Annotated in this window: 22 protein-coding genes; 9 read left to right on the top strand and 13 right to left on the bottom strand. The window is 69.4% G+C overall.

What is annotated here, in order from left to right:
- Positions 1-21: 21 nt before the first annotated feature.
- From QUD34_RS09610 to QUD34_RS09570, 9 genes are all read right to left on the bottom strand, one after another.
- A complete protein-coding gene (locus QUD34_RS09610) occupies positions 22-729 on the bottom strand; it encodes a hypothetical protein (RefSeq protein ID WP_286353482.1) in 708 nt (235 codons plus the stop codon).
- A 22-nt stretch (positions 730-751) separates the two neighbouring features.
- On the bottom strand, positions 752-1876 hold the full coding sequence (locus QUD34_RS09605) for a DUF4388 domain-containing protein (protein WP_286353481.1): 1125 nt from the start codon (positions 1874-1876) through the stop codon (positions 752-754).
- 174 nt (positions 1877-2050) lie between these two features.
- Positions 2051-3040 carry a gluconeogenesis factor YvcK family protein gene (locus QUD34_RS09600; RefSeq protein WP_286353480.1) on the bottom strand — a complete coding sequence of 330 codons (990 nt, stop codon included), beginning with the start codon at positions 3038-3040 and terminating at the stop codon, positions 2051-2053.
- A gap of 27 nt (positions 3041-3067) precedes the next feature.
- Positions 3068-3607: a TPR end-of-group domain-containing protein gene (locus QUD34_RS09595; RefSeq protein WP_286353479.1), complete on the bottom strand. Its 540-nt coding sequence runs from the start codon at positions 3605-3607 to the stop codon at positions 3068-3070.
- Between the two features lie 98 nt (positions 3608-3705).
- Positions 3706-4896, bottom strand: a complete 1191-nt coding sequence (locus QUD34_RS09590) for an ABC transporter permease (RefSeq protein WP_286353478.1) — start codon at positions 4894-4896, stop codon at positions 3706-3708.
- A complete protein-coding gene (locus QUD34_RS09585; protein ID WP_286353477.1) occupies positions 4896-5657 on the bottom strand; it encodes an ABC transporter ATP-binding protein in 762 nt (253 codons plus the stop codon). The genes QUD34_RS09590 and QUD34_RS09585 overlap by 1 nt, the downstream gene beginning before the upstream one ends.
- Positions 5658-5763: 106 nt before the next feature.
- Positions 5764-6645, bottom strand: coding sequence for an undecaprenyl-diphosphate phosphatase (locus QUD34_RS09580; RefSeq protein WP_286353476.1), 882 nt, complete (start codon positions 6643-6645; stop codon positions 5764-5766).
- A 37-nt stretch (positions 6646-6682) separates the two neighbouring features.
- On the bottom strand, positions 6683-7423 hold the full coding sequence (locus QUD34_RS09575; RefSeq protein WP_286353475.1) for a hypothetical protein: 741 nt from the start codon (positions 7421-7423) through the stop codon (positions 6683-6685).
- Positions 7420-7743, bottom strand: a complete 324-nt coding sequence (locus QUD34_RS09570; protein WP_286353474.1) for a winged helix-turn-helix domain-containing protein — start codon at positions 7741-7743, stop codon at positions 7420-7422. Before QUD34_RS09570 ends, QUD34_RS09575 begins: the two co-directional genes overlap by 4 nt.
- Positions 7744-7810: 67 nt before the next feature.
- On the opposite strand from QUD34_RS09570, the gene QUD34_RS09565 reads away from it, so the two are divergent.
- The 3 genes from QUD34_RS09565 to QUD34_RS09555 are packed head-to-tail and all read left to right on the top strand — an operon-like array spanning position 7811 to position 10617.
- Entirely contained in the window at positions 7811-8839 is a 1029-nt protein-coding gene (locus QUD34_RS09565) for a GntG family PLP-dependent aldolase (RefSeq protein WP_286353473.1), read from the top strand.
- A gap of 10 nt (positions 8840-8849) precedes the next feature.
- On the top strand, positions 8850-9707 hold the full coding sequence (locus QUD34_RS09560) for a hypothetical protein (protein WP_286353472.1): 858 nt from the start codon (positions 8850-8852) through the stop codon (positions 9705-9707).
- Between the two features lie 13 nt (positions 9708-9720).
- Positions 9721-10617 carry a DUF1684 domain-containing protein gene (locus QUD34_RS09555; protein WP_286353471.1) on the top strand — a complete coding sequence of 299 codons (897 nt, stop codon included), beginning with the start codon at positions 9721-9723 and terminating at the stop codon, positions 10615-10617.
- A 6-nt stretch (positions 10618-10623) separates the two neighbouring features.
- Here QUD34_RS09555 and QUD34_RS09550 read toward each other — a convergent pair whose 3' ends face one another.
- The 4 genes from QUD34_RS09550 to QUD34_RS09535 are packed head-to-tail and all read right to left on the bottom strand — an operon-like array spanning position 10624 to position 14469.
- Complete coding sequence (locus QUD34_RS09550; RefSeq protein ID WP_286353470.1) at positions 10624-11499, bottom strand: YicC family protein; 876 nt, start codon at positions 11497-11499, stop codon at positions 10624-10626.
- Positions 11500-11538: 39 nt separating this feature from the next.
- The gene (gene leuD, locus QUD34_RS09545; RefSeq protein ID WP_286353469.1) at positions 11539-12141 is read right to left on the bottom strand and encodes a 3-isopropylmalate dehydratase small subunit; all 603 of its coding nucleotides are present in this window, start codon (positions 12139-12141) and stop codon (positions 11539-11541) included.
- A 1-nt stretch (position 12142) separates the two neighbouring features.
- Positions 12143-13552: a 3-isopropylmalate dehydratase large subunit gene (gene leuC, locus QUD34_RS09540; RefSeq protein ID WP_286353468.1), complete on the bottom strand. Its 1410-nt coding sequence runs from the start codon at positions 13550-13552 to the stop codon at positions 12143-12145.
- Positions 13549-14469 carry a LysR family transcriptional regulator gene (locus QUD34_RS09535; protein ID WP_286353467.1) on the bottom strand — a complete coding sequence of 307 codons (921 nt, stop codon included), beginning with the start codon at positions 14467-14469 and terminating at the stop codon, positions 13549-13551. The genes leuC and QUD34_RS09535 overlap by 4 nt, the downstream gene beginning before the upstream one ends.
- Before the next feature lie 134 nt (positions 14470-14603).
- On the opposite strand from QUD34_RS09535, the gene QUD34_RS09530 reads away from it, so the two are divergent.
- The 6 genes from QUD34_RS09530 to ilvN all read left to right on the top strand — a co-directional run bounded on the left by QUD34_RS09530 (position 14604) and on the right by ilvN (position 21626).
- Positions 14604-16151: a 2-isopropylmalate synthase gene (locus tag QUD34_RS09530; RefSeq protein ID WP_286353466.1), complete on the top strand. Its 1548-nt coding sequence runs from the start codon at positions 14604-14606 to the stop codon at positions 16149-16151.
- Entirely contained in the window at positions 16152-16280 is a 129-nt protein-coding gene (locus QUD34_RS09525) for a hypothetical protein (RefSeq protein WP_286353465.1), read from the top strand. It abuts the gene before it with no gap.
- Positions 16281-16282: 2 nt separating this feature from the next.
- Complete coding sequence (leuB, locus tag QUD34_RS09520) at positions 16283-17419, top strand: 3-isopropylmalate dehydrogenase (RefSeq protein WP_286353464.1); 1137 nt, start codon at positions 16283-16285, stop codon at positions 17417-17419.
- A gap of 210 nt (positions 17420-17629) precedes the next feature.
- Positions 17630-19318 carry a dihydroxy-acid dehydratase gene (gene ilvD, locus QUD34_RS09515; RefSeq protein ID WP_286353463.1) on the top strand — a complete coding sequence of 563 codons (1689 nt, stop codon included), beginning with the start codon at positions 17630-17632 and terminating at the stop codon, positions 19316-19318.
- A gap of 11 nt (positions 19319-19329) precedes the next feature.
- Positions 19330-21054 carry a biosynthetic-type acetolactate synthase large subunit gene (gene ilvB, locus QUD34_RS09510; protein ID WP_286353462.1) on the top strand — a complete coding sequence of 575 codons (1725 nt, stop codon included), beginning with the start codon at positions 19330-19332 and terminating at the stop codon, positions 21052-21054.
- Positions 21055-21065: 11 nt separating this feature from the next.
- Positions 21066-21626, top strand: coding sequence for an acetolactate synthase small subunit (gene ilvN, locus QUD34_RS09505; protein WP_286353461.1), 561 nt, complete (start codon positions 21066-21068; stop codon positions 21624-21626).
- Positions 21627-21649: the final 23 nt, after the last annotated feature.

Here is a 21649-nt window from a genome sequence, read left to right as displayed (position 1 = left end):
GTCCCACGGAGCCCCCGGGGGTCAATCCAGGTAGAACCCCACGCCCTGCCAGACCTTGAAGCGGGTCTTGCCGTCCTTGGAGGTGGCGGGATCGAAGACGATCTTCTTGGCGGCCTCCACGCAGGCTTCGCCGGCGTCTTTCCCATCCGGGCCCTCGCCCGGCAGCCCCTGGATCAGGCGGGCGGCGATGACCTCACCCTTCTCGCTGACCAGGACATTCACCACCACCACGCCCTTGGGCCGCCCCGAGAAGAAGCCCGAGGACTTCAGGCGCGGCACGACCCGGTTCAGGTTCAGGGGCCGGGCGGGCTGGATGTCTTCGCTCAGCAGCACCAAGTCCCCTTCGGCCGGAGTCGCCCCGGCCTTGCTGCGGAACTCATCGTTTTCGGCCTTGAGCCTGGCCGCCTCGGCCTTGGCGTCAGCGGCTTCCTGCTTCGCGGCCTGCAACTCCTTGAGGATGGCCTCGCCGCCCCCCTGGTTCTCCGTGAGGGTGGCGCGCACCTGCTCGGCCTCGCGGCGGGCGGCCTGGGCCTCGGACCGGGCCAGGTCCCGGGCTTTCTGAGACGCCGCCAGTTCCTGCTGCAGGTCCTCCGTGGCCGCCAGCCGCTGCTTGAGGCCATCCCGCTCTTCGGTGAGACGACGGACCTGGGCCTCCAGCTGGGCGGGCGTCGGTTTCCTGGCCGCCGCGAGGGGCACGGCGATCAGCAGCAGGGCGAGGACGATGCGCATGGCGCCTCCGGGTGCGGAGGGTTCAGCGCAAGGCATCCGGCTGATGACCCCCCTGGGCGGGTTTCGTGGTCTTGAGAATCCCACGCTTGATGAGCTTGGAGAAGATGGCGAGGCATTCATCCTGCTCGAAAGGAGCGATGGTGAGGATGTCGCGGATGGCCCAGAGCCCATTGACCCTGCTGGCGAGGAAGGCCTCGTTGGGGCCGAGGTTCGTCGTCATCAGCTCGTCGAGGCTCACGGCCAGCTCGGGGATCAGGTCCTGATCCAGCTTCTTGTCCTCCAGCAGATCCTGGACCACGGCCATCATCTTGCTGGCATCGAGGTGGCGGGGCTGGTCCTTCAGGATGCGGCGGAGCTCTTCCTGGGCCTCTTGCAGCTTCTGCTTCTCCACCAGGGCCCGGGCCCGCTGGAGCTGGAGGCTGGGGTTTTCGCCGAGGTTGCCGCCGGAGTTGAGGATGCGGACGAGGCCCTTCTCGTGAAGGTCGAAGAGCAGCTTGTTGATCTTGTACTCGGGCATCCGCATGTCCAGCACCAGCTGGTCCACCCGCTTGTGGCCGTCCAGCCGCGCGAGGATGTCGGCGTCATCGGTCGCCAGGGGCAGGCGCTCGGCGATGGCCTCGGAGATGGGGGCCAGCACGGCATCGCCGCCCTTGATGACTTTGCGGATGCGCTTCCAGTCATCCATGCGGCGGGCGCCCTCCAGCACGATGCCGGTGACATCGAGGCTGAGGAGCATGGATTTCTGGTGGGAGGCGGCGCCATCGTGGAACTCGAAGCTGCCCACATTCCACAGGAAGGTGTCGTAGATGCTCTCCTCCACCTTGAGCTGGACGATGCGCCGGATCTCGGCCTCGGTCACCAGCTGGCGGTTGATGAGGATGCGTCCCAGGAGCTGCTGCTCGTCCTCCTGGGTGGCCAGGGCGTCGCGCAGCTGCTCTTCGGTGATGCGGTTGAAGGCGAGCAGATACTGGCCCAGGTACTCGCGGGGATCCGAGGACCAGATGCTGGTGATGCGGCCCTCGTGGAAGGCCACGCGCTTGGTGTGCAGGGAGCCCCGCAGCTCCAGGACGCCGGTCTTCTTGCCCACGGCCAGCCACTGGAAGATGTCTTCCAGGCCCATCGTCGCAAGATCGCCACTCAGCGCCAACTCATGCTCCCTGCCAAGCCTAAAGGGTACCCCAGATTCCTTGTCGGAAAATGAACCTGCCGATAAATCTACAAGGGCCGCCGGGCCCCTTCACCTACCTATCGGCAGGGCGGGGCCGGGCGTGAGGGGTCACGGTCCTCGCGCATCTCGGTCCCCGGGGCCCGCCCGGCGACCTCAAAGTCGGGTGAGGGTCTCCCGGATGGCCTGGTTCAGCAGGCTGGGGTGATGCCGGGCCAGGGGGGCCTCCGGGTCCAGCAGGGGGAACCGGTGGATCGGAATGTCCAGGACGCGGTCCCCGGAGGCGATCAGGGGCTCGCCGCCCTCCTCCCGGTAGCGGGCGAGCATATCCGGCGGCAGGGGGTCGGCGTTGGCGATCACGGCGGAGACCTGGACCCGGCCGAAAGCCGAGATCGCGCTGAGGTGCCCTTCGAGATCCAGCCCGGCGGTCTCGCCGGGCTCGGTCATCAGGTTGGCCACATAGAGGACGGGGGCCCGGGAGATGGCCACGGCCTCCTGCAGTTCCGGGAGCAGGAGGTTGGAGATGGTCGAGGAATAGAGGCTGCCCGGCGACAGGATCACCAGGTCGGCGCGCAGGAGGGCCAGGACGGCCTCGGGCAGGGGTTCGGCACCCCTGGGCTCCAGCCAGAGCCGGGCGAGGGGGGGGCGGCAGGACCCCACGGCGGTCTCCCCCACATACCGCACCCCCGCCAGGTCCTCGGCGCAGAGGGTGACGGGCATGATGGTCGAGGGGAAGAGCCTGCCCACGGTGACGAGAACGCTCGAGAGCTGCCGGATGGCCCGCACCCAGTCGCCTGTGAGGTCCGCCAGGGCCCAGAGCATGAGGTTGCCGAGGGAGTGGCCCGCGAGACTGCCCTCCCCCTTGAAACGGTAGTTGAGGAGGTCGGACAGGGCCGAATCCTCCAGGGTCAAGGCTGCGAGGCAGTTGCGGAGATCGCCCGGGGGGAGGCCGCCCAGCTCATCCCGGAGACGCCCCGAGGAGCCCCCGTTGTCGGAGACGGTGACGATGCCCGTGAGCCGCCAGGGCTCCCGGCTGCGTCCCGCTTCGCGCTTCAGGGCCCGCAACAGGGCGGCCAAGCCGGTCCCACCGCCCAGGGCCACCACCTTGAGAGGCTGGTCGGCGTGAAGGGCCGGGGGGCTGGGCATCAGACCGATCCCATGCCCTGACGGAGCCTAGCGGCCCTCGGTGAAGGCGAAGAGGGGGGACTTGCGGATCGGATTGAAATCCGGCTCCATGTGCCACTGGAAGACCAGGTCGGCATCCAGTTCCATGGCCTTCTTCAGGCTTTCGGCGGAAGCTTCGACATTCTCAGCCTGGGCGAAGGCCACAGCCTTGAGGTAATGCAGTGAACCCGCGGTGGGGTGGCTCTTGAGGGCCTTCTCCGCCATCTTGATGGCTTCGTCGGTATCCCGGCGGTTGAGGCAGGCCTGGATTTCCGTGACCGGGTCCGCAGCAACGGCCTTGGCGGGATGGACCTTGGATTCCGAAAGGGCGAGGTAGACCTGCGCCCGGCGCTTCACGGCCCAGTCGCCGGCCGCCTGGGCCTCCTGGATCAGGGCCTCGAGGGCCTTCACGGCCTCGGGGTGCTTTCCCGAATCCACGAGCTTCACGGCCTTCGCGAAGGTGGCTGCGAGGGGCGAGGGATGGGCGGTCGCCGGAGCGGGGGCCGGGGCGGACTTGGGGGTGGATTCTGACTTAGCCTTCGTCGCCATGCGTGGATCCTCTGGAAACCTTGTGGAAACTATAGAGTGACAGGTTTCCGCCGGCAAATCCCGGACCCGGTGCGGAGGGCGGTGCAAGGGATGGGCCCTCAGGCCTTGAACAACGCCTTCTCCCGGTTCAGAACCCGGGTGGAAACCAGGGTCATGATGCCCGCCAGGCCTACGGTCATGGCGAAGGCGATCAGGTACTCGGCCCAGCTGAACTGCTGGCTGAAAAGTTTGCGGAGGGCCAGGCAGACATTCACCACGGGCACATAGGACAGGAACGCCATCTTGTCCACGCCCGGGGCCATGGTGAAGACGCCCAGGAAGACCACCAGGAAGATGCCCGGTGTGATGGCGCTGCCCGCCTCGATGGTGTTCTTGGCCTGGATGCCCATGAGCAGGATGAAGTTCGAGAAGAACAGCCCCAGGGGGACCATGATCAGGAAGGTGAGGCCCAGCGTCATGGGGTTGGCGATGGCCGCCACGGCCTGCATGGAGCCCGTGGAGCCGCCGCCCATGAAGGGGATGGAGAGTCCCATGCTCAGCAGGTTCAGCAGGGCCGCGATGACCCCCATGCAGAAGATGTAGAGCAGCTTCCCGAGAATGATCTGGTTGCGCGGCAGCCGCGTGGCCATGAGGCTCAGGAGCGTGTGCCGCTCCTTCTCGCCGGCAGTGGCGTAGATGCCGTGCTGCATGGCACCGGTGTACATCATGATCATCAGCAGGTAGGGCAGGAGCCGGCCCATGACCTTGCCCATCTCCAGGGCCGTGTCCGCCGCATTCTTGACCTCCAGCTTCACAGGCTCGGCCAGCTGGGCCGAGGCCCCCAGCCCCTGGAGGCGCGCCTGGACCCAGGTCTTCTCCTGGCCCTTCACGGCTTCGCGGAGGCGCTTGAGCGCCATCTCGGAGGTGCGCTCGCTTTCGTCCACGGAGACGGCGACGGTGAAAGTCTCGTGCTTCTCCAGGGCCGCGGCCGCTCCGGGAGCTACCTCCAGGGCCAGGTCCAGCTTCTGGTCGCGCAGCGCCTGCTTCAGGTCGCCCTCGGGCTTCGGCACGAGCTCGAAGCGCTTCGGGTCGCCCTGCAGCACGCCGGTGAGGGCGCCCGAGGGGTCCGAGACATAGATGCGGCTGGCCTTGTTGCGGTTCTGGGCCTCATCCCGCTTGGACATCTTGGCCATCATGCCGAAGATGGCCGGGTAGAGCAGGAAGGGCAGGACGAAGGCGAAGAACAGCGTCTTGCGGTCCTTCGAGAGTTCCAGGAACTCCTTCTTGGCGATGAGCAGGGCGCCGCGCATCAGTTGCCTCCCTCGGATTCGGCTGCGAGCTGGAAGAAGACCTCGTCGAGGGTCTTGGCGCGTCGGCTCTGCAGGATCTCGTGTGGCGGCGCGTCTCCGTGCAGCCGGCCGTCGAAGATGATGCCCACGCGGTCGCAGATCTCCTCGACCATGGGCATGACATGGGTGGACACGATCACGGTGCGGCCCTCCTCGCGCATGATGCGGAGCAGGTCCAGCACGGTCTTGGCGGTGAGCACATCGAGGCCGGTGGTGGGCTCATCGAAGATCACCACCTTGGGATCGTGCAGCAGGGCCCGGGCGATGCTCACCTTCTGCTTCTGACCCGAGGAGAAGCCCTCCATCTTCACATCCGCGAAATCCGCCAGGTGGAGCTTCTCGAGCAGGTGCATGCCCCGGCGTTCGGCGGTCACCGGATCCACATCCTGGAACTCGCCGAAGATCCGCAGCAGTTCGCGGGGCGTGAAGCGGGTGTAGACGCCCATGTCCGTGCTGAGGTACCCCAGACAGCCGCGCACTGCCTCGGGCTTCACCCGGGTGTCGAGACCGCAGACATGGATGGATCCGCCATCGGGATCCATGAGGCCCGCGATCATCCGCAAGGTGGTGGACTTCCCGGCGCCGTTAGGCCCGAGCAGGCCGTAGATCTCGCCGGGATTCACCTGCAGCGAGATGCCGCGCACCGCATCGATGCGCTTGGTGACGCGGGTCTTCCGGTCCTTCACGGTGAAGGATTTGTGGACCTCGTTCAGCTGGATCACCGGGCCTCCGGATGGGAAAGCCCAAGTCTAGGCCACGAATCCGGGGGGCTCTGGGCCAGACCGGCGAACGGAGGATACGGGCCGGCGAACGGCGCGGCCCGCGCCTTCAGTGGTGGTTGAGGGCGCCCGTGCCGCCCAGGACCAGCATCACCAGGCCCAGGCCCAGGCAGTAGAGGGCGAACCCGTTGAGCCGCGGCTTGCGGGTGAAGCGATCCAGGAGGCCGATGGCCAGGTAGCCCGAGATAGCCGCGGCAAGCACGCCGGCCACGCACAGCAGCCCGGGAGCCGCCGACCCGGCGGGGAAGGCCAGCTCCGCAGGCAGGGGCTGGTGCTTGAACAGGGGCTTGAGCAGGCCGCGGAGTTCCACCACGGCGGCCGCGGCGATGGTGGGCATGCCGAGGAGGAAGCTGAAGCGGGCCGAGGCCGGCAGGCGCAGGCCCTGGAACACGCCCATGGCGATGGTGGAGCCCGAGCGGGACAGGCCGAAACCCCCGCCGAGGCCCTGGATGGTGCCGACGGCCAGCGCGTCCGAGGCCCGCAGGTCGCCGATGCCCCGGCCGGCCTGATCCTCGCTGAGCATGTTGTTGCGCTCGCGGCTCATCCGGTTGGCGAGGAAGAGCAGGCCCGATGTGCAGAGGAGGCCGATCCCATAGACCCAGAGGTGCTCCTTGGCGGCTTCCTTCACCCCGCGGGTGGCCAACCCGAAAATGCCCGTGGGGATCATGGCCAGGAACAGCCAGAAGGCCAGCTTGCGACCCTCGGCATCCCGTCCCAGGCAGCCCATCACCAGCTGCACCAGCTCGCGGCGGAAATAGACCATCAGCGCGATGAGGGTGCCCCCGTGGAGCAGCACATCGAAGGCCAGCGGCATGGGGCGACCCCCGAACATCAGGTGCTCGGCCAGCGTGAGGTGCGCGGTGGAGGAGACGGGCAGGAATTCCGTCAGGCCCTGGATCAGACCCAGGAGGATGGCGTGCAACAGGTTCATTCAAGCTCCGGCGCAAAGAACCAGTGTGCCAGAGCGGTCAGGATTCCCGAGGAAGGGCTTGGAGAATGGCCAGGTACTCGCGGTGCTCCTTCCAGCCTCGCCGGATCGTCCGGAGGGCCCAGACGAAGACGCCGAGCTGGATTCCCAGGAAGACCGGAAGCATCCAGCCCCGGGTCGCCTGGTCGATGTTCGCCCCTGCCTGGTTGAATCCGAAGGCGATCCAGATCACGCCCTGACCGACGAGGACGAGGTAGGCGCGGGCCTCCTCCACCCCCTTGATCCACCAGGGGGCCAGCAGCAGGTAGAGCCACGGGAGGGCCGCGACCCACAGCCAGGACATCCAGAGGGAAGGCAGCCTCGCCGGCAGCTGCTGGATGGTTTCCGGGTGCTGGAGAACGCCTGCATACCCGCTCACGAAACCAACGAGGACGAGGGTCTGGAAGGTCATCAGGATCAGGGCGATGGCGAAGATCCAGCGCCACTTCCTCTGTTCGTGCGCCGCATCCTGAAGCGCCTTCACGGGGCCCAGCCCGCGGTAGAGCCAATGGAAGAGCAGCTGCTTCAGGGGAAGCCAGAGCAGGGGCATGAGGAAGATCAGGATGGCCTGGAGGCGCCACCAGGGACCGAGGAGGGTTCTCGTGGCATGGGAGAACACATGCAGGGTCATGAGCAGGGCCATCGCTCCGCCGAGCGCCGTGGCGAGGCCGCTCTTCCGGGAATCGAATTCGGCATAATCGTGGGTGAGCGCTTCCAGCTTCTCGAGATCGATCCCGCTCATCGCCTGCCTTCCTCGGGCAACAGGGCCCGCAGCTGCTTGTGATAGGCCCTGAGGGCCGTCCGCCCATCCTCCGTGATGCGGAAGCTGGTGACGGGAATGCGGCCCTGGAAGGCCTTGACCGTCTCGAGGTAGCCGGCCCCCTCCAGCTTCTGGGTGTGGCTGGAGAGGTTGCCCTTGCTCAGGCCGGTGACCCGCTGAAGGAAGAGGAAGCCCACCTCCTCCGCCGCCGCCAGGACGGTGAGGATCGCCAGGCGGGCGGGTTCGTGGACCATGCGATCGAGGCTGAGGATGGCCTTGGAGGTGGTTCCGGCTTTAGTCACGAAACAAGTTTGCAATACAAACTTGTTTCGTCAACCCAAAAGCCGGGGCCCGTGATTGAATCTCCCCATGCGACCCATCGACCTCCGCTCCGACACCGTGACCCAGCCTTCAAAGGAGATGCGCGCCGCCATGGCCGCCGCGGAAGTGGGCGACGATGTGCTGGAGCAGGATCCCACCCTGGCCCGGCTGGAGGGTCGCGTGGCCGACCTGCTGGGGCTGGAGGCGGCCCTGTGGGTGCCTTCAGGCTGCATGGGCAACCTCATCGGACTGATGCTCCACCTGAAGCGCGGCGACCGGTTCCTGGCGCCGGCCCAGGCCCATGTGCTGGGCGCGGAACTGGGCACGGGGGCCTGGCTGGCGGGCGGCATGCCTGAGGCCCTGGCCTGGGAGGGCGGTCCCGGCCGGCCCACGCCCGCCCAGGTGACGAAGGCCGCCGGGGCTCCCGGCCCCTACTATTCATTGCGCACGACGCTGCTCTGCCTGGAGAACACGCACAACTTCGCGGGCGGAGCCGTGACGCCCCAGGCCGAGCATCGCGCCCTGGTGGCCGCTGCCAAGGCCGCGAAGCTGGCGGTGCACCTGGATGGCGCGCGGATCTGGCACGCGGCGGCGGCCCTGGGGCTTCCGCCCTCGGCGCTGGCGGAAGGCGTGGATACCGTGCAGGTCTGCCTCAGCAAAGGCCTGGGCGCCCCCATGGGTTCGCTGCTGGCGGGATCGCGGGCGGCCATCGCCGACGCGCGGCGCCTGCGCAAGATGCTGGGCGGCGGTGTGCGCCAGGGCGGCGTCGTGGGCGCGGCCGGGCTGGTGGCCCTGGACTACCTGCCCCGGATCGCCGAGGACCATGCCAAGACCCGTCGTCTCGCGGAGGGGCTGCGCGGCTTCGGCGTCGCCGCGCCGGTTCCCGAGACCAACATCCTGCTGGTGCCCGTACCGGACGCGCCCGCGGCCCTGGCGGCGCTGGAAGGAGTCGGCGTTCGGGCCCTGCCCGTGGGATCGGCCGTCCGCTTCATCCCGCACCGCGACCTGGAGATGGCCGACATCGAGGAGGCGCTGCGCCGCCTCGAACCGCTGGCCCACCTGCTTCGCACCGCTTGAAGGGAGAACCATGAAGGGTCGCCTCCTCTTTGCCGCCCTGGCACTGATCGCAGCGGGCATCGCCGGGTACCTGTGGTACCAGGACACCCTCGTGCCGGTACCCCTGACGCCCGGGCAGGCGCTCTTCGTGCCCGCCCGGCCGGAGTACGGGGAGGACGAGGTGGTCCTTGAGGCGCTTCTGCCCGCCGGGGAAAAGCTGGAAGCCTTCCTGGCCACCCAGTCCGACCTCACGCTGCTGGAGAGGGGGCCGGAGGGGGGATGGGCGGGCCAGCTGCTCTCCGGGCTCCAGGGCAGCCGCCACGGCCGCCGCTGGCGGTTGTCGGTGATCCCCGGCTGGAGGATGCAGGATGGAAAACTGCTCGACGCCGGGAGGCTCGCCGCGGCGCTCGCAGCGAACCTGACGCGGCTGGAAGGGCACTCCCGGGTGATCGATCCAGACACTCTGGAGCTTCGCTTCAAGGCCCGTCAGGCGGATCTTCCGGCGCAGCTCTCGCGGTGGCGCGTGCCGGGTAGCGGCCCCTTCCTGCGCCGGGGGACGACGCTCGCCAGGTCCGCCGGCTTCATCCACGGACCCGCGGGCATCGCCGGCCTGCGGGTGGCGACGGATCCCGGGCTGATGGAGAGCCGCGCCTGGGCCGAGGGCCTGGCCGCCGCGCGATGGGCCTGGGCCGCGTTCCCCGGGAAGATCGATCCCGAGGACATGGCGAAGGTCCGCCTGGCGCCCTATGACGAGGTTCGCCTGAAGGATGGTTCCGTGTGGTTCCTCTCCCGCCGCCTGCGCCGCCTGCGGCCCAACGCGGAGGACTGGACCCGCACCCGGCTCTTCGGCGTCTGGAAGGGCGCCATGGACCTCTCCTACGAACCCTGACTGGAGCCGACCCATGCTTCATGCACCCCAGATCCTGAGATCCATCCCCCTCCTCCTCGCGGCTCCCGGTCTTCTGGCCCAGGCGCCTGCCGAGTTCGTTGCGGCCCACCAGAGCTGGCGGGCCGAGCGATTCCGTTCCCTGTCGGCGGAGGAAGGGTGGCTCAGCCTGGTGGGGCTGCACTTCCTGAAGGAGGGGGCGAACGAGGCGGGATCGGAGGCGGGCCTTCCCGTGGTCCTGCCGAGCGGTGTGCCGTCCCGGGTCGGCGTCTTCCGGCTGGATCAGGGCCGCGTGACCTTCCGCGCCGAGCCCGGCGCCGGAGTGACCCTCCGCGGGAAAACCGTGGAGGAGACCCCCCTGCGCACGGATGCGGAAGGCGAGCCGGATGTCCTGCGGGCAGGGACGCTGCGCTTCCATGTCATCCGCCGCGGCGACCGCTACGCCGTCCGGGTGAAGGACACCGCCAACCCGGCACTCAAGGCATTCAAGGGTGTGGACGCCTTTCCACCGGATGCCGCCTACCGGGTCGTGGCCACCTTCAAGCCTTATCCCACACCCAGGACCGTGGCCATCCCCACGGTGCTCGGCACCACGGAAGCCATGCCTGCACCCGGCCTGGTGCGGTTCCGGCTCAAGGGGCGCTCCTACACCCTGCAGCCCGTGCAGGAGGGCGGGCCGGACTCGAAGTTCTTCTTCATCTTCCGGGATGGCACGGCCGGCGCCGAAACCTATCCTGCGGGGCGTTTCCTCTACGCCGATCCGCCCAAGGACGGGAAGCTTGTCCTCGACTTCAACCGGGCCGTCAACCCGCCCTGCGCCTTCACGCCCTTCGCCACCTGTCCGCTGCCCCCGAAGCAGAACCAGCTGAAGGTGCGGATCCCGGCCGGCGAGAAGACCTACGGAGAACACTGAGAGCGGCTACTCCAGGTTGGCGGACTGCTCCCGGATCTGATCGAGGACGCCCTTGGCCTCCATGACGGCGCGGGTCATCTCGATGCGCTTGCACTTGCTGCCGGTGGTGTTGAGCTCGCGCAGCACCTCCTGGCACCACACATCCACGGCCTTGCCTTCGAGGCGGCCCTTCGCCAGCCGCTCCGCAAAGTCGTCCAGGTGCGCGGCGAGCCGGGTCAGCTCCTCCCGCACATCCTGGCGTTCGGCCAGCACACCGGCCTCGGCCAGCAGGCGCTCGGCGGGCAGCTGGCCGGCCAGGCGGGCGTCCTCGAGGATCTGCTCGATGCGCTGGCGGTAGAGGCCCGGAAGCTCGGCGGCCTGGGTTTCCGCCTCGGCCTGGAGGCGCTCGCGCAGCGAGCGCAGCCGGGCCAGCCCGTCCTCGAAGAAGGGGCGCAGCCGCTCCGCCTCGCGGGCCCGGCCCGCGTTCCAGGCTTCCAGGAGGGCCTTCAGCGCCTCGTGGACCGGAGCCTGGAGCCGTTCGCCGAGATCCGACGCGGGGGACTGGAAGGCCCCGGGCAGGCGGAAGAAGGCCTCGGCCGTGAGGGAGGGCAGGTTCAGCCACTCCGCGTCCTCCTGCCAGCCCTTGGCCACGGCGCGCAGCAGGGCGCGGTTCATGCGGGGCTCCAGCGAGGGCTCGTCTTGGACCTCGACCACCAGGTCCAGCTTCCCGCGCTGGGCGGCCTCGCGCACCTGGGCGCGCAGCCCGGCCTCCAGGGGAAACAGGGCGGGGGGCAGGCGCAGGCTGAGGTCCAGGGCCTTGTGGTTGACGCTGCGGAGCGTGAGCCGCAGCTGCCCGGCCTCCAGGGGACGGACGATCTCGGCGAAGGCGGTCATGGATTTCATGCGGCATCCTGGAGGTTGGCCTTCCAGGGTAGCCTGCTCTCAGGACACGCGGGTCTCCAGCCAGGGCGCTTCTTCGCGCCGGCGGGCCTCGAAGGCGGCGATGTCGGCCAGGTTCGCCTCGGTGCGCCGGATCTCGTCGAGCCCTTCGAGCAGCACGGCCTTGCGGGCAGGCTCGATGGCGAAGGCGAAGGTCTGGCCGCCGCCGCGCACCTGCTGGGCGGGGAGGTCCACGGTCAGCGGGCCCTCGACCGCCGCCAGGGCCTCTAGGGCCTCCATGGGGAGGATCGCCGGCAGGAGGCCGTTGGCGAAGCAGTTGGTGAAGAAGATGTCAGCGAAGCTGGGCGCCAGGATGGAGCGGATGCCGAAGTCCTTAAGGGCCCAGGGCGCGTGTTCGCGGCTGGAGCCGCAGCCGAAGTTCGGCCCGGCGAGCAGGATCGAGGCGCGGCGGTAGGGTGCCTGGTTCAAGATGAAATCCGCGCGCTCCCGCCCTTGGGCGTCGTACCGGATCTCCTGGAAGAGGTTCTTGCCCAGGCCCGAGCGCACCAGCGTCTTCAGGAACTGCTTGGGAATGATGAGGTCCGTGTCGATGTTGGCGCGCAGCAGGGGCGCCGCGATGCCGGTGAGGGTGGTGAACGGTTCCATCTCAAGCCTCCAGCCATCGGCGCACATCGGTGAAGTGGCCCGTCACGGCCGCGGCGGCGGCCATGCCGGGACTCACCAGGTGGGTGCGGCTGCCGCGGCCCTGCCGGCCTTCGAAGTTGCGGTTGCTGGTGCTGGCGCAGCGGACGCCCTCGGCGAGGCGATCCTCGTTCATGCCCAGGCACATGCTGCAGCCGGGCTGGCGCCACTCGAAGCCGGCCTCCAGGAAGATCCGGTCCAGGCCCTCGGCCTCGGCCTGCCGCTTCACCAGACCCGAGCCCGGCACCACCAGGGCGCGGATGCCCGGTGCGACCCGGCGGCCCTTCGCCACCGCGGCGGCCTCGCGGAGATCCTCGATGCGGCCGTTGGTGCAGGAGCCGATGAAGACGGCCTGCAGGGCGATCTCCTCGATGGGCGTGCCGGGCCGGAGATCCATGTAGTCAAGGGCGCGCAGCATGGCCTGCCGATCATCGGGCGTGGTCGCCGAGGCGGGATCGGGCACGCGGCCGGTGATGTCCGTCACCCACTGGGGACTGGTGCCCCAGGTGACCTGGGGAGCCAGTTCCGAGATGTCCAGCACGACTTCCCGGTCGAAGACCCCCCCCTCCTCGTAGGCCAGGCCGCGCCAATGGGCCAGGGCCTGGTCCCACAGGGCGCCTTGGGGGGCCATGGGCCGGCCGTGCAGGTAGGCGAAGGTGGTGTCGTCCGGAGCCACCAGGCCGGAGCGCGCCCCGCCTTCGATGCTCATGTTGCAGAGGGTCATGCGGCCCTCCATGGACAGGGCGCGGACCGCGGCTCCGGTGAACTCCATGACATGGCCGGTGCCGCCGGCGGTGCCGATGCGGCCGATCAGCGCCAGGGCCAGGTCCTTGGCGCCGAGCCCCCGGGGCAGAGCGCCCTCGAAGCGCACGCGCAGGTTGCGCGACTTCCGCTGCGGCAGGGTCTGGGTGGCCATCACATGCTCGACCTCGCTGGTGCCGATGCCGAAGGCCAGGGCCCCGAAGGCGCCGTGGGTGCTGGTGTGGCTGTCGCCGCAGACGATGGTGGTGCCGGGCAGGGTGAAGCCCTGCTCCGGGCCCACCACATGGACGATGCCCTGCCGGTCGTCGAGCAGGGGCAGGTAGGGTACGCCGTAGGCCTTCACATTCGCCTCGAGGGCTTCGACCTGAAGGCGGCAGGTCTCGTCGGCGATGCCCTTCTCCCGGTGGAGGGTGGGGACATTGTGGTCGGCCACGGAGAGGATGGCGTTGGGTCGGCGGAGCGGGCGCTGGGCTTCCCGCAGGCCTTCGAAGGCCTGCGGGCTGGTGACCTCGTGGACCAGGTGCCGGTCGATGTAGAGCAGGCTGGTGCCGTCGGCGCGGGTGGCCACCAGGTGCTCGTCCCAGATCTTGTCGTAGAGGGTTCGCGGAGTCATGGGCGTTTCCTCCCAGGGCCGGGCAGGGGCTGGCTGAAGTCGATGGAGCGGATGAGGCCGAGGAAGGCGCGGGTGGCCGGGGACTGGGCCGCTTCGCGACGGGTGACGATGCGGATGAGCTTCTCCAGCTGGAGCTCGTGCACGGGCACCTCCACCAGGCGGCCCTCGCGGACCGCGGCGGCCACGGTCATCCGCGGCAGGATGGCCAGTCCGGCGCCCAGGGCCACGAACTCCAGGATGGTGGCGATGGAGGCCAGCTCCATGGTGAGCCGCAGGGGCGTCTCGCAGCGCGCGAACAGCTCGATGATGGCGGTCCGGGTGGGCGTGGGGGCGTTGTGGGCCACGAAGCGGTCCTCTGCCAGATCGGCGATGCGGAGGTTCTTCCGCCGGGCGAAGCGGTGTCCCGGAGGCACCACCAGCACCATGCGGTCGCGGTGGATGACCTGGCTCACCAGCTCGGGATGCAGCGCGTCGTAGGAGACGAAGCCCACATCGAGCCTGCGGTCCAGCACCTCGGCCGGAATGCGCTCCGAGGTCTGGCGGTAGGCCTGGATCTTGATGGCCGGGCAGGCCTGCTGGTAGGCCAGCAGGATCCGGGGCAGCAGGAACTCCGACACGCTTTCGTTGGCCCCGACATTCAGGCGGCCCTGCTGGAGCCCCTTCAGGGCCCCGAAGGTGTCGAAGATCTCCTGTCTCAGGTCGAACATGCGCTGGGCCAGCGGCAACAGGGTGGTGCCGGCATCCGTGAGGACGCCGCCCTTGGTGGTCCGGTCCAGCAGGGTCTCGCCCAGCTCCTCCTCGAGTTTCTTGAGGGCGAGGCTCACGGCGGGCTGGGTGCGGAAGAGGCGCTCCGCGGCCCGGGAGAAACTCTTCTCCTGCGCCACCACCAGGAATGTCTCCAGCTGCCCGAGATCCATGGGGCCTCCCGCGTGAGAGTGTAGGATCTTAAGTATTACTTATGTAATCATAAAAAAAATTAAATGTATTTATAGTTCGACCCCGACGATCTTTAGGTGATCCCTCCGGCCCCGGCCGGTCCAGGAGTACCCCCATGGGCACCGAGCGGATCGCCATCTTCGACACCACGCTTCGCGACGGCGAGCAGTCCCCGGGCTGCAGCATGAACCTCGACGAGAAGCTGCAGATGGCCCGCCAGCTGGAGGCCCTGGGCGTCGATGTCATCGAGGCGGGTTTCCCCGTGGCTTCAGACGACGACTTCTCCGCGGTGCAGGCCATCGCCCGGGAGTGCCGGAAGCCCGTGATCGCCGCCCTCTGCCGGGCCCTCCCCCGGGACATCGACCGCGCCTGGGAGGCCCTTCGGGAGGCTGCCCGACCGCGCATCCACACATTCCTGGCCACCTCCGACATCCACCTGGCCCACAAGCTCCAGAAGACCCGCGCCGAGGCCCTGGAGATGATCCGGGACGGCGTGCGGCGGGCTAAAGCGCTCTGCGCCGATGTGGAGTTCTCCGCCGAGGATGCCACCCGCAGCGACTGGGACTACCTGGTGCAGGTGTTCGCCGTGGCCATCGAGGAGGGCGCCACGGTGCTGAATGTGCCGGACACCGTCGGTTACACCGTCCCGGACGAATACGGGAAGCTCATCAGCCATCTCCGCGCCCGCGTGCCGGGCATCGAAGGCGTGACCATCAGCGTCCACTGCCACAACGACCTGGGGCTGGCGGTGGCCAATTCCCTGGCCGCCGTCGCGGCCGGGGCCCGGCAGGTGGAATGCACCGTGAACGGCATCGGCGAGCGCGCCGGCAATGCCGCGCTCGAGGAAGTGGTGATGGCGCTGTCCGTGCGCCGCGACGCGCTTCCCTTCGCCACGGGCGTGAACCAGGAGGCCATCTACCGCGCCAGCCAGACCCTCGCCCACATCACGGGCATCGAGGTGCAGCCCAACAAGGCCATCGTGGGGCGCAACGCCTTCGCCCACGAGAGCGGCATCCACCAGCACGGCATGCTGAGCCACCGCTCCACCTACGAGATCATGACGCCGGAATCCGTCGGCGTCCGCCGGACCAGCCTTGTGCTCGGCAAGCACTCGGGCCGCCACGCCCTGGCCAAGCGCTTCGAGGAATTGGGCTACGCCCTGGGCCGAACGGAACTGGACAAGGCCTACAAGCTGTTCACCAAGCTCAGTGACCAGAAGAAGGAGATCTTCGACGAGGACCTGTTGGCCATCGTCCGCGACGGCCTGACCCACATCCCCGAAATCTTCAAGCTCCGGGCGCTCCAGGCCACGGCGGGCACCTCGATGTTTGCCACGGCCCTGGTCACCCTGGCCACCGAGGGCGGCGAGGCCACGGAGACCGCCATGGGCGACGGGCCGGTGAACGCCGTCTTCGCGGCCGTGGACAAGCTCACGGGACTGACCGGCCGTCTGGTGGATTTCCGGATCCACTCCCTCACGGGCGGCGCCGATGCCGTGGGCGAGGTCTTCGTCCAGGTGGAGTTCGACGGCGTGATCCACGGCGGCAAGGGGGCCAGCACGGATGTGGTGGAGGCCAGCACCCGGGCCTATCTCAACGCCACGAACAAGGTCCTCTTCGCCCGCCGCGCCTCTGCGCCGGTCGAAGCCGAAACGAGGTGTTGAATGGCCGAAGCCACGCCTGAGCCCCAGCCTGAAACTCCGGATCGACCCGCCAAGGGCCTGTCCGCCGCCGCCGCGAACCTGGCCGACGGCCCGGATGCCGACCCCGACCAGTACGGCTGGGGGGTGTGAGGATGGACGCGCGGATCACTGTCCTCCCCGGAGATGGCGTGGGGCCCGAGGTCACCGCCCAGGCCGTGGCGTGCCTGTCGGCCGTGGGGGAGCGGTTCGGCCACCGCTTTGAATTCCAGGAAGCTCTCATCGGCGGGGCGGCCGTGGATGCTACCGGCGATCCGCTGCCCGAAGCCACGCTGGCGGTCTGCCGGTCCAGCCAGGCCGTGCTGCTGGGGGCCGTGGGCGGTCCTGCCTGGGATGGGCGCCCCCGGCACCAGCGGCCCGAGTCCGGCCTCCTGCGCCTGCGGCAGGCCCTGGGCCTCTATGCCAACCTGCGGCCGGTGGCCGTCCACCCGGCCCTGGAGGACGCCTCCCCGCTGAAACCCGAGATCGTCCGCGGGACGGACCTGATGTTCGTGCGGGAGCTTTCGGGCGGCCTCTATTTTGGCGAGCCCCGGTCGTACTCGGACCAGGCGGCCGTGAACACGCTGCCCTACACCCGGGCCGAGATCGAGCGCGTCGCCAAGGTGGCCTTCGAACTGGCGGCCGGCCGGCGCCGGAACCTGGTGTCCGTGGACAAGGCCAATGTGCTGGAGACCTCGCGCCTGTGGCGCCAGGTGGTGGAGGATCTGGCGCCGGCCTACCCGGGCGTGAAGGTCCAGCACGCCTATGTGGACAGCTTCGCCATGGCCCTCATCACGCGGCCCCGGGACTTCGATGTGGTGCTCACGGAGAACCTCTTCGGCGACATCCTCAGCGACGAGGCCGCCGTGCTGGCGGGGTCCCTGGGCCTGCTGCCTTCCGCGAGCCTCGGGGGGTCGGTGGGCGTCTTCGAGCCCATCCACGGATCGGCGCCGGACCTCGCGGGCCAGGACCGGGCCAACCCCATCGGCACCATCCTGTCGGCGGCCCTGCTGCTGCGCCACGGCCTGGACCTCCAGGCCGAGGCCCTGGCGCTGGAATCCGCCGTGGACCGGGTGCTTCAGGGCGGGCATGGCACGGGCGACCTGAAGGGCGCCATCCATCCCCACGGCACGCGCTCCCTGGGCGACCGGATCCGCGAGGCCATCCGTCCCCCCCGAGCCAGGGCTCCCCGCCTGGTGGATTCGGCCTATTCCTGGTGCGGTTCCCCGGAAGGCCACCGTTCCCGTCCCTAGCTTTTTCAAAGGCTTCAACCATGTCCCTCGTTCCTGATTCCGCGCCCACGATCCCGACCCACTGGCCCGGGATCGTGGTGATCGTGCGGCCCGTGGGCCTCGGCTTCGTGCTGCGGCTGACGGGCTAGGGGCGCTGTTCGGATCTCCACCGACCACGGCCCCGCACCCACCGGCGGGGCCGTTCCCGTTCAAGAGCCACCGAGGATTGCCATGACGCCCACCGACCAGCCCCTGAACCGCCGCAGCCGAGTCATCACCCAGGGCGCCCATCGCGCTCCGGCCCGGGCCATGCTGAAGGCCATCGGCTTCACGGACGAGGACCTGGCCAAGCCCATCATCGGCATCGCTAACACCTGGACGGAGATCGGTCCCTGCAACTACCACCTGCGGGAACTGGCCGAGCGCGTGAAGGCCGGCGTGCGCGCCGCCGGGGGCACGCCCATGGAGTTCTGCACCGTCTCGATCAGCGACGGCATCACCATGGGCACCGAGGGCATGAAGGCCTCGCTGGTGAGCCGAGAGGTCATCGCGGATTCCATCGAGCTGGTGGCGCGCGGCAACGCCTTCGACGGCCTGGTCTGCCTCTCCGGCTGCGACAAGACCAACCCCGGCGTGGCCATGGCCCTGGCGCGCCTGGATATCCCCGGCCTCATCCTCTACGGCGGCTCCACGGCGCCGGGCCAGTGCGACGGCAGGGACCTCACCGTGCAGGATGTCTTCGAGGCCGTGGGAGCCCACAGCTCGGGCCGCCTGGACGACGCGGGCCTGAAGAAGGTCGAGGATGCTGCCTGTCCCGGCGCCGGGGCCTGCGGCGGCCAGTTCACGGCCAATACCATGGCCAGCAGCCTCGAGCTCATCGGCCTCAGCCCCATGGGCCTCAACGGCATTCCCGCAGAGGATCCCCGGAAGGGCGAGGCCGCCGAGACCTGCGGGCGCCTCGTGATGGAGTTGCTGAAGCGGGACCTGCGGCCCAGCGCCGTCCTCACCCGCGAAGCCTTCGAGAACGCCATCGCCGCGGTGGCCGCCACCGGCGGATCCACCAACGCCGTGCTGCACTACCTGGCCCTGGCCCGGGAGGCCGGCGTCCCGCTGACGCTTGAGGACTTCGACCAGATCAGCGCCCGCACGCCCCTGCTGGCGGACCTCAAGCCCGGCGGCCGCTTCACGGCCACGGATCTCCACGCGGCCGGCGGCATCCGCCTGGTGGCCCAGCGCCTGCTGGAAGGGGGCAAGGTCCATGGCGCCGCGCTCACGGTGACCGGGCGGACCCTGGCGGAAGAGCTGGCCTCGGCCCAAGAGACGCCCGGCCAGGAAGTGGTGCGCGCCGCGTCGAATCCCCTCAAGACGAGCGGGGGCCTGGTCATCCTGCGGGGCAGCCTCGCCCCGGAAGGCGCCGTGGTGAAGGTCGCGGGCCACGAGCGGCTGCACCACACCGGGCCGGCCCGCGTCTTTGAAACCGAGGATGAGGCCTTCGCCGCGGTGCAGGCCGGGCGCATTGACCCGGGCGATGTGGTGGTGATCCGCTACGAGGGCCCGCGGGGCGGCCCGGGGATGCGCGAAATGCTGGGCGTCACGGCGGCCCTGGTGGGTGCGGGCCTCGGCGAATCCGTGGCGCTGCTCACGGATGGCCGCTTCTCGGGCGCCACCCGCGGGCTCATGGCAGGCCATGTGGCGCCGGAGGCGGCCGTGGGCGGCCCCATCGCGCTGGTGCGGGAGGGCGACACCGTGGTCTTCGACATCCCCTCGCGCCGGCTCGATCTGAAGGTGGCCGGGGAGGAACTGGCCCGGCGTCGGGCCGAGTGGCGAACCCCGGCTCCGCGCTACCGCACGGGCGTGTTCGCCAAGTACGCCGCCACGGTGGCCAGCGCCGCCGAAGGCGCCATCACGGTCGCGCGGTGAAGGGGGTGCCCATGAGCCAGGACGGGACGCATACCGGGGCCCAGCTAATCTGGGAGAGCCTCCTGCGCGAAGGGGTGGACACGGTCTTCGGCTACCCCGGCGGAGCCATCCTGCCGACCTACGACGCCATGGTGGGCTACCCGATCCGGCATGTGCTGGTGCGCCACGAGCAGAGCGCCGCGCACATGGCCGATGGCTATGCCCGGGCCTCGGGCCGCGTGGGCGTGGTGGTGGCCACCTCGGGCCCCGGGGCCACGAACCTCGTCACCGGGTTGGCCACGGCCATGCTCGACTCCACGCCGCTGGTGGCGATCACCGGGCAGGTGGGCTCGGCCCTGCTGGGCACGGATGCCTTCCAGGAAGTGGACATCACGGGCATCACCATCCCCGTCACCAAGCACAACTACCTGGTGACGGGGGCCGAAGACATCGTCCCGGCCCTCCGCGAGGCCTTCGCGGTGGCCCGCAGCGGCCGCCCCGGCCCCGTGCTGGTGGACATCACCAAGGATGCCCAGCAGTCCCGGGCGACGCTGGACTGGGAGGCGGCCGCGCCCCAGCGCCACCGGCGCCACCTACCGCCCCCGCCGGATTCGGCCGGGTTGGCGCGCGCGCTGGAGTTGATCCGCCACGCCAAGCGGCCCGTCATCCTCGCCGGCCACGGCATCCAGCTGGCCGGGGCCCGGGCCGAAGTGCTGGCCCTGGCCGAGCGCGCCGACATCCCCTTCGCCCTGACCCTGCTGGGCCTGGGCGCCGTACCCGCCACGCATCCCCTCAGCCTCGGGATGATGGGCATGCACGGCGAATCCTGGGTGAACCGCGCCATCCAGGAGGCGGACCTCCTGCTGGCCCTGGGCATGCGCTTCGACGACCGCGTGACCGGCAAGCTCAAGGCATACGCCCCGAACGCCCGGAAGATCCACATCGACATCGACGCCAGCGAGCTGAACAAGAATGTGCCGGTGGAAGTGGCCATCGCGGGGGATCTGCTGGAAGTGCTCCGGGCGCTGCTGCCCGAGGTGCCGGTGGCGGACCGCTCGAGCTGGCTGGGCACCATCCGGGAATGGCGGGGCGATTCCGCCGTGCGCGACATCCAGAACCTGCCGGACGACGGGCACCTCTATGCGGCCCATGTCATGCACGACCTCTGGCGCCTCACGAAGGGCGAGGCGGTGGTGGTCACCGATGTGGGCCAGCACCAGATGTGGGAGGCCCAGTACTACAAGCACGACGGCGAACGGAGCCTCATCACCAGCGGGGGCGCGGGCACCATGGGCTTCGCGCTGCCCGCGGCCATCGGCGCCAAGCTGGCGCGGCCTGAGGCCGAGGTCTGGGTGGTGGCGGGCGACGGCGGCTTCCAGATGACCTTCGCGGAGCTCATGACGGCCGTGCAGGAGGGCGTGAAGGTCCACATTGCCATCATCAACAACGGCTACCTGGGCATGGTCCGCCAGTGGCAGGCGATGTTCTACGAGGGCCGCTATGCCGCCACGCCCATCCTGTCGCCGGACTTCGTGAAGCTGGCGGAGGCCTTCGGCATTCCGGGCCAGCGGGTGGAAGCCCGGGGCGATCTGGCCGCCGCCGTGGCCCGGGCCCGGGCGGCCGCAGGCCCGTCCCTCATCGAGTTCAAGGTCGAGCAGGAGGACAGCGTCTACCCCATGGTGCCGGCGGGCGCGGCGCTGCACGACATGATCCGCCGCCCCAGCTCCCTGGCCGAAACCGGCTCCGATTCCGCATGAAAGGAGGTTCCATGCTCCAGGCTTCCAGACCCCAGGTCCTCGTGGTCTACACCGATGACGAACCGGGCGTCCTGACCCGCATCGCCTCCCTGATCCGGCGCCGCGGCTTCAACATCCACTCCCTCACCGTGGGCCCCACGGAGCGGGCCGGGCTGTCCCGCATGACCATCGTCGTGGATTCCGAGGCGCCCATGGTGCGCCAGGCCGTGGAGCATCTCCGCAAGCTGGTGAATGTCCTGGAGGTCCAGCAGCTGGGGGAGCGGCCCAAGGTGGTGCGCGACCTGGTGCTGGTGCGGGTGGCGGCCGGGTCTGAGGTGCGGTCCGAAGTACTCCAGCTGGCCCAGGTCTTCCGGGCCACCGTGGTGGACCTCGCCGAGGACAGCCTCGTCATCGAATGCACCGGCAGCCTCGACAAGATCGATGCCCTGGTGGATGCCATGCGGCCCTTCGGTATCCTCGAGTTGGGCCGCACTGGCGCCGTGGCCATGGCCCGCGGCACCCGCACGCCCTCACCCCGGAACGCCCCGGTGCCCCTTCGCACGGGCACCGGCTCGGAAGCCATGTCCGTCTGACCTCCGACTTCAGACCACCCAAC

The organism is Geothrix oryzae (assembly GCF_030295385.1).
Classification (GTDB): domain Bacteria; phylum Acidobacteriota; class Holophagae; order Holophagales; family Holophagaceae; genus Geothrix; species Geothrix oryzae.
This window is presented reverse-complemented; position numbering and strand designations above follow the sequence as displayed.